We start from the raw sequence: 7,441 nt of genomic DNA, 5'->3' as shown, positions 1-7,441 counted from the left end.
AGTGCGATTCACGCAGGTTTCAGGCCCTTTCGCGCAAGTTTAGCCGCAGACCGCACCGTTCCGGCAGGGGTTTTGCTGTATTTGTACAAAAGAAAAAACACCCTCGTTCCTTCCCTTCTCGCTTTTTGCAGATTCCAGGGAAGAAACACAGGTGTTTCCTTGCTATTTGTCGAAGCTTGTGATATGCTATAGGTGTTGCTCGTAAGAGCAGCGGGCGCTGCAAACAACGGCAGGCGGTCAGCCACACTTCCGCAAAGGGGGTGGGCATATGCCGATTACTTTGACGTTTCATCTTTTTGGATGTGTTTTTACGATCAGAGTAAAACGCGAAAACCGCCACCGGGCAGGGTGACGGTTTTCACATTGAAAATCTAATCTCTTGAACCGGGCTGACCGCTTGTCGCAGCGCCCTTTCTATTATTAGTATAACAACTCTCCCTCCCGATGTCAAGTCAGGAGGGATTTTTTCTGTCACAGCGACGCATTCTCAAACGCATCCCCTGCGGCCTTTTGCAGGGCGTCGATGGAGATGGTGCAGAGGGCCGCGAGGTCGGCGTCCGAGCCGTCGGCAGGGATGTCCGCCACCTCTTTCTCCGTCTTGCCCTTGAGGTAGCTGCAATAGCCCTCGCTGTGCTCGTACCACTCCTTGCCGAGGCTGGATGCATTCCGCATCCCGTAACTGTCGCCCAGCTCAAGCTTGGAGCGGACGGTGTCCGGGGCGGTGACGCCGCCGTCTGCCGCGATGGTCAGCGCAGGCTCTGCCATGTCGCCGATGGCGCTGGTCACACGGCCATCGGCATCCAGCGTCAGGGCCACGACGGTAAGGTCAACTTCTGCGTTCACATCCTTGTCGTCGGTGGCGGTGATGTCCGAAGAGGCATTCTCCGCCTCCACGCCGAGGCTCACCCGGTCGCCCTTTGCCGCGCCGAGGGCGGACGCATTCGTGCAGGCTTTCGCCACGGCGTCGCGGTACTGATCCACCCGGATGGTGCAGCCGGACAGCAGGTCGGCGTCCACAGCCTTGCCGTCCTTATCCGTTTCCAGCATGGATGCCTGCTCGGGCGTCATGCCGGTGAGGTAGTCGGCGAAATCATCGGCCTGCTCGGCCCAGCCCTTTTTCAGCGAAGATGCCGCTGCCAGCGGGTAGTCGTCCCCTTTCTGGCGCTTGGTGCGGTAGTCGGTGGGCATGGTGACGACGCCTTTGCCGTCGGCGGTAACTTCCACTTCCAGCTCATCCAGCATTACGTCGGCCAGCTTGCCGTCTCCGTCCAGCAGGACGGCGGCGGCGATGGTATGGATGGTGCCGGTGCGGGCCTCGTCGGAGGCCTCGGTCAGGATGCCGAGGCCGGTCTTCCAGCCGCCGGTCTGGGTGGTGCTGGCGCTGCCGGACGAGCCGGACATGGCGTTCGAGCTGCTCATGCTGCCGGAATCGCTGCTGCCTTTGCGGCAGCCGGACAGCAGCAGTGCCGCCGCCACGGCACAGCTCAGAAGAGCTTTTTGTCTCTGTGTCATAAGCGTTACGCTCCCTTTCATCTCTTTGGGAGTAGTATAGCCCGACACAGCGCCAATCATGCACGTTTGCTCTGAGACCAACGTGTTATCTGGCAAAGTTCCAAAATACCAGCGTGTTATCGTCACAAATCAAACTTTGCCACGTTGGCAAACTTAAGGCTTGCTGGCAAAGTAGGTAGTTTGCCAATCAGGAGAACTTTGCCAGGTTGGCAAACAATCAATATTGAACGATATATCATTTAATTTATGGAACTTTGCCACTTATTCCACCGCAGTATCGCTCACATCAGCGGGCTCAGCAGGCGGAGCACACTGTCCAGCAGCGTCCCGGCCAGCGAGGTGCGGCAGTCGGCCAGCTGCACTTCCCGGCACTCCGGCAGGGTGTGGAGCACATCGTCCCGCAGCGCAATGACCTGACTGTTATAGAGCAGCAGCGCCCCGCACTCAAAGTGGAGGAAGAGGCTGCGGTAATCCATGTTGATGCTGCCCACCACGGCGGCGCGGTCGTCGCTGACGTAGCACTTGGCGTGGAGGAAGCCGGGCGTGAACTCGTAGATGCGCACCCCCGCCCGGAGCAGCGGCACATAATAGGAGCGGGTCAGCCGGAAGACGAGCTTCTTGTCCGGGATGCCCGGCAGCACCAGCCGGACGTCCACGCCCCGCTTTGCCGCCGCCTTGAGGGCTTCCAGCATGGTCTCGCCCACCGCGAAGTAGGGCGTGTAGATATAGACATACCGCTGGGCCTGATTGATGATATTCAGGTAGACCGTCTCGGCCAGAGCCTCTTCGTCCAGCGGGCTGTCCCCGTAGGGCTGTATCACTCCGTCCGACTGGGCAGACAGGGCCTCAGCCTGAGGCATAAAGGGCGCATAATCCTCCTCGCTGGGGCGGAAGGCGTTCCAGTGGTCGAGGAACATCACCGTGAAGTTCCAGACCGCCGCGCCCTCGGTGCGGAGGGCTGCGTCCTTCCAGTAGCCGAACCTCTCTTCTTCATTGATATACTCGTCGGCCAGGTTGATGCCGCCCGTATAGGCTGTATTTCCGTCCACCACCACGATCTTCCGGTGGTCGCGGTGATTCATGACCAGCGACACCAGCGGCACCACCGGGTTGAACGGGATGCAGCGGATATGCGCCCGCTCCATCTTCACCACGAAATCGGACGGCAGACCCAGCAGACTGCCGAAATCGTCGTAGATGAGCCGGACGTCCACCCCCTGCGCCGCCTTGCGGACAAGGATGTCCTCTACCCCCTTCCACATCTTGCCGGTGCGGATGATGAAGAACTCGAGGAAGATGAACCGCTCTGCCTTTTCGAGGTCGGCCAGCAGGTCAGGGTACATGGCCTCACCGCAGGGGTAATATTTTGCCGTGGAGTTTTTCCATGCGGGGTACGGCCCGTACTCCGAAACATACCGGCTCAGTCCCCTGCTGGCGGGGTCGAGGGCGTCGGTCTGGCCCGGCTGCTGGGCGAGGTCGGCGGTGTGCTGGCGCTCCACCGCCTGCATCCGCTGGCGCATCCGCTTGGCGGGGGCCTTGTTGCCGAAGGCCAGATAGAGCGCACCGCCCAGCAGCGGCATCATGCCGATGAGGACGAGCCAGATGATCTTATAGTCGCTGTTCTCGTCCTTCCGCACGAGGTAGAGGGTGATGAAGAGGCTGAGGACGTTCAGCCCCGCATTCACCCACGCCTTTCCGGCGGTGAGGGAGAAGAAGGCCCAGAGCAGCCAGCCGATCTGCAGCAAAACAAGGGCCACTGTGACCGTGGCCCTGTTGATGACACGATTGAAGAACCGTACGACCGGCAGCCGAAAGAACATCTGCGCCTCCCCCGCTGCCTTTCGGCAGCATTTTTATGGAAATAGTATAGCGCAGAGATGCGGAGATTTCAAGCTCAGGCGTCCGCGTCCTCGAAGCCCACCATGAGGCCGCCCAGCTCGGCGTAGTAGCTGCACAGGCCGCCGCACTCGGTCACCCGCACCTGTGCGCCCTCGAAGACCGCCTTTATCATGTGCATCAGGCGCTCGGCGGCGGCGGGGTTGCCGCAGTGGGCAATGACGACCTTGCCGTTCGTGTAGCCGTGGCCTTTGAGCTCCAGCACGAGACGCTCGAGAGCGCCGTGCTCGCCGCGGGTCCTGCAGAGGACGTCCAGTTCGCCCACATCGCTGGCCTTGCCGATGACCCGGATGTTGAGCATCCGCGCCACAGCGGCCACAGTGGGCTTTATGCGGCCATTCCGGGCCAGATTCGCCAGCGATTCCAGCGAGAACAGCAGATGGGTGTGGTGACGGTAGCGCAGCATCTCTTCGCAGACGTCGTCAAACGCCATCCCCTCGGCCAGCAGGTCGCGGATGTGCTCTGCCAGAAGCACCAGTTCCGGGCCGGCAGACAGGCTGTCCAGCACAAAGACCTGAGAACCCGGGTGCTCTGCCTGATACTCTTCTGCGGCCAGCTGGGCGGCGTTGCAGCTGCCCGACAGGGTGCCGGTGATGGTGATGGCATAAATTTCATCTGCGCCCTCATAAGCCTCCAGCCAGTCGCCGATGTTGGGGCAGGAGGTGCTGGTCTTGCCCTTATAGGTGCGCAGGGCAGTCGCCATTTCCACGGCGTCCAGCGTGCCGTCGTCGAGGTATTCCCTCTCGTCGGTCACGATCTTCAGAGGCACAGCAGCAAAATCAATGCCGTCCAGCTGATACAGGCTGGCGGAAGAGTCCACAACGATTCGTTTCATATCCATCTATCTCCATTCCGGCGGGTGTCCGCCGCATTTTTTACGTTCGATGAGTCCACTATATCAGTTTTTCAAAAACCTGTCAAGCGATTTGCAAAATTCTTAATATTGTTTTCATAAACGGTTGACCCCGACTCAAAAATGCGCTATACTACCACCATGAATCAGGAAATGAAACGCCGTGTCACGGCCTGCGCCGCCGGGTTTTCCCTGCCGCGCTACCGGGAGCTGCCCTCCGTGGGGCTGTATCTCGACCAGACCGTGCAGCTCGTCAACAGCTGCTTCCGGGGCTTCCCCGGGGTGGAGCTCACCCCCTCCATGGTGAGCAACTACGTCAAGAAAGGAGTCATCTCCCACCCCGTCAAAAAGAAGTATTCCCGCGAACAGCTGGCTTCTCTCATCTATATCGTATTGTCTAAAAACGTCCTCTCGCTGGAAAACATCGACACCCTGTTCCAGATGCAGCGGGCTCACTGCACCGCCGCCGAAGCCTACGACTACTTCTGCGACGAGGTAGAGAACTGCCTGCCCTACATCTTCGGTGCCAGCAGCACCATCTGCGGCCTCGACCCGGATGCCGACGACGAAAAGCGTCTGCTGCGCGGTACCATCGTCGCCGCCGTGAACAAGATGTACCTCGACTGCTGCTTCGTCGCCATGCGGCAGGAGGAAGCCCTCTGGCCGGGGATCCTCGGCGATTTACAATAAGATCGGTACAAAAAGCCCCCCGGCACCATGCGGAAGTGCCGGGGGGCTTTTCGTACAAAGCGGGGAGATGCGGAAGCTCTCCGCCTTGGGGAGGTGGTTATTTAGTGGAGCAGCTCGTTGTGTGCAAAACCGCCCACCGTCAGCTCTGCGCTCTCACCGGAGTGGGTGAGGACAAAGAGGGTGTCGTCCACGCCCAGAGACAGCATGCTGTCGATGTTCAGGGCGGTCTCACGGAGCTGGGTGCGGAACACGAGGGTGTTCACGCCCTGAGCCTTCAGCTCCTTCAGGTTGCTCAGGCAGCCGGAAAGGACGGCAGTCTCAGCAGGCACTGCCACAACATACCGGCCATCGGCAATAGAGGTCTCGTAGGCCCCTGCCCCGGTAACGGTGAGGGTGACAGCGGAGGAGCCGCCGTTGCTCTCGGGTACCAGCATAGGCACAATGTCCCGCTTCTCGGTCTCATTACAAGTCTCGCACTTGTAGATGGTGTAGCCCTCGGAGGTGTAGGTGGGTGCGACCACCTTTGCAACTACGGTAAAGTGATGCTCGCCGGTAGCAGGCACAACGTCCCGCTTCGTCTCGCCGCAGGCAGAGCACTTATACTCCGTGTATCCGTCTTCGGCACAGGTCGCATCCTTGTGCTCACTCTCCACCCAGTTATGGGCTTCTCGATCAATGGCGATGTGTTCCAATTCTTCTACACCGCATTCGCACTTCTTCAGCTTGTAGCCCTCGCTGGTGCAGGTGGCCTTCTTCACAATGTCACCATCGCTGTATTGATGCACATGGGTCGACGAGTCGACCTTAGTTACAGTGCCGGTAACATTCTTATCATTCCCAACGGCAGCACCATTTTTGTTATTGCCCTTGCCGCCCTGAGCGGTCACCTTGCCGCCAGTAACCTTCACTTTGTTACTTTTATTAAAACCATCACCGCCGGTTTTGCTTCCCGTACCGCCAACAGCCACAACAGTGCCGCCGGAGATCGTTGCATTACCAATGCCCGATCCTCCGTCACCATCTTTTGTGTTGCCTCCCTGTGCAATCAGCGTTCCTCCAGAGACTCTTACTTCATTCGTAACATGGACGCCGTCCGATCCATCATAAAGTTCTTCCAAACCACGATCAATCAAAACATTTCCGCCCGTTGCTTTTACCGTTCCGCCGGAAATTTCTATGGGGCCGCCGTACGCATTTGCATAGCCATCACCGCCCAGGCCCTGACCAGCGGTCACAATAATCATGCCGTCCTTGCTGTCAATTCCTGTAACATCTCCGCCAATCGCTTCTACGATACCGCCCGAAATCTTTTTCGTTAGAATTCCGGTACCTGCTCCGAAAAACTTACCGCCGGAGTCTGAAGCATCGCTTATAATATCGCCACCTTTTCCGATGACAGTTCCGCCAGCGATCTCTGCGCCATCAATTCCTCTGCCAGACGCAGCATAAGAGGACTTCCCCATTGTATCACTTACTGTAAGTGTTCCACCGGTGGCTACCAAGGAACCATTACCGTCTTTGTCTTCGATGGTCGTTGTACCTTTTCCCTCAGCTCTGAGCCCCGCTCCTGCACGGTCTATGTCATAGTTCTTAAGCCCTGTTCCGCCGGTCAGCTCATTCTTGCCGTCCAGCTCCAGCGTCACATTGCCACTACCGGAAACGGTCACAGCGTTCTCTTTCGTATCCCCTGCATTCACCTTCAGGTCACGGAGGATGACCTTCAGGGCATTGGCAGAGTTATTGATGATCTTCACCACGTTGCGGGCGGCTTCCTGAGCCTTTTCGGTGAGGGTGGTGGGGGCGTTGGTGTCCCCGTAGGTCTTCTCCTCAGCGGTCTTTTTCTCCCCGGTCTCCTGCTCCGCAGCAGGCTTGGCGGCCTCCTGCTGGGCCTCGGGGTCATACTGGCCGTACTCGATCACCTGATTGGAGGTCTTTTCGGTCTGTTCCTGCTCCTGAGAGTCGGCGGGCTTCTGCTCGTCTTTCTTCTCCTCGTCCTTCTTCTGCTCGTCCTCCGGGGCCAGCAGCTCCAGAGAGCCGGGCTCCTCGGCCTCGCCGGTGTTCTCGCCGGTCTTCTCAGCCTCAGCGGTGTCCTCGCCGGTCTTTTCGACCTCGTCGGAGTTCTCGCCGGACTTTTCAACCTCGGAGGTGTTTTCGCCGGACTTTTCGGCCTCGGAAGTGTTCTCTTCCTCTGCGTTCAGGCTTGCGGTGGGCTTGGTGTTGTCGCCGGTGATGATGATGTCATCACTGTCGTCCTCGCTCTTCTCGACAGCCACACCGCCGACCTTGATGCTCTTATTGCCCTCAGTATCCACAGAGACTTCCACGTTGCCCCGACTCACATCACAGATGTAAGCAGCCGAGGCCGGGGCCGCAACTGCCGACACTGCCATGCTCAGGGCCAGGACGGCAGCTGCCGTCCGCTTCATATTTTTCCGTAACCGCATAATTTTTACCTCCTGTTTCGTGGTTTTTCCTTTTTTTATTTTACCC

At 58.7% G+C, this 7,441-nt stretch carries 6 protein-coding genes; 2 read left to right on the top strand and 4 right to left on the bottom strand.

Features of this window, described 5'->3' with window-relative positions; all coding sequences use genetic code 11:
• Positions 1-192: hypothetical protein (locus F3G95_RS13910; protein WP_207706446.1), on the top strand; the 192-nt coding region annotated here is incomplete at its 5' end.
• 279 nt (positions 193-471) lie between these two features.
• Here F3G95_RS13910 and F3G95_RS13565 read toward each other — a convergent pair.
• The 3 genes from F3G95_RS13565 to F3G95_RS13555 all read right to left on the bottom strand — a co-directional run bounded on the left by F3G95_RS13565 (position 472) and on the right by F3G95_RS13555 (position 4,243).
• Complete coding sequence (locus F3G95_RS13565; protein ID WP_149795366.1) at positions 472-1,512, bottom strand: hypothetical protein; 1,041 nt, start codon at positions 1,510-1,512, stop codon at positions 472-474.
• A 281-nt stretch (positions 1,513-1,793) separates the two neighbouring features.
• Positions 1,794-3,332, bottom strand: coding sequence for a cardiolipin synthase (gene cls, locus F3G95_RS13560; protein WP_149795364.1), 1,539 nt, complete (start codon positions 3,330-3,332; stop codon positions 1,794-1,796).
• A gap of 74 nt (positions 3,333-3,406) precedes the next feature.
• A complete protein-coding gene (locus tag F3G95_RS13555; protein ID WP_149795362.1) occupies positions 3,407-4,243 on the bottom strand; it encodes a DegV family protein in 837 nt (278 codons plus the stop codon).
• A gap of 171 nt (positions 4,244-4,414) precedes the next feature.
• Between F3G95_RS13555 and F3G95_RS13550 the strand changes: the two genes are divergently transcribed.
• Positions 4,415-4,951, top strand: a complete 537-nt coding sequence (locus F3G95_RS13550) for a DUF1836 domain-containing protein (protein WP_243130404.1) — start codon at positions 4,415-4,417, stop codon at positions 4,949-4,951.
• A 101-nt stretch (positions 4,952-5,052) separates the two neighbouring features.
• Here the strand turns inward: F3G95_RS13550 and F3G95_RS13545 are convergent, their stop codons facing one another.
• Positions 5,053-7,395, bottom strand: coding sequence for a hypothetical protein (locus tag F3G95_RS13545; protein WP_149795361.1), 2,343 nt, complete (start codon positions 7,393-7,395; stop codon positions 5,053-5,055).
• Positions 7,396-7,441: the final 46 nt, after the last annotated feature.

It is taken from the genome of Faecalibacterium sp. Marseille-P9312 (assembly GCF_902497445.1).
Classification (GTDB): domain Bacteria; phylum Bacillota; class Clostridia; order Oscillospirales; family Ruminococcaceae; genus Faecalibacterium; species Faecalibacterium longum.
The sequence above is the reverse complement of the archived record's forward strand: the minus strand, read 5'-3'. Positions and strand labels throughout refer to the sequence as shown.

Excerpts from the sequence above, each read along its gene's own strand:
- F3G95_RS13565 (WP_149795366.1), bottom strand. The coding sequence starts at position 1,512 with ATGACACAGAGACAAAAAGCTCTTCTGAGCTGTGCCGTGGCGGCGGCA.
- cls (WP_149795364.1), bottom strand. The coding sequence starts at position 3,332 with ATGTTCTTTCGGCTGCCGGTCGTACGGTTCTTCAATCGTGTCATCAAC.
- F3G95_RS13555 (WP_149795362.1), bottom strand. The coding sequence starts at position 4,243 with ATGAAACGAATCGTTGTGGACTCTTCCGCCAGCCTGTATCAGCTGGAC.
- F3G95_RS13550 (WP_243130404.1), top strand. The coding sequence starts at position 4,415 with ATGAAACGCCGTGTCACGGCCTGCGCCGCCGGGTTTTCCCTGCCGCGC.
- F3G95_RS13545 (WP_149795361.1), bottom strand. The coding sequence starts at position 7,395 with ATGCGGTTACGGAAAAATATGAAGCGGACGGCAGCTGCCGTCCTGGCC.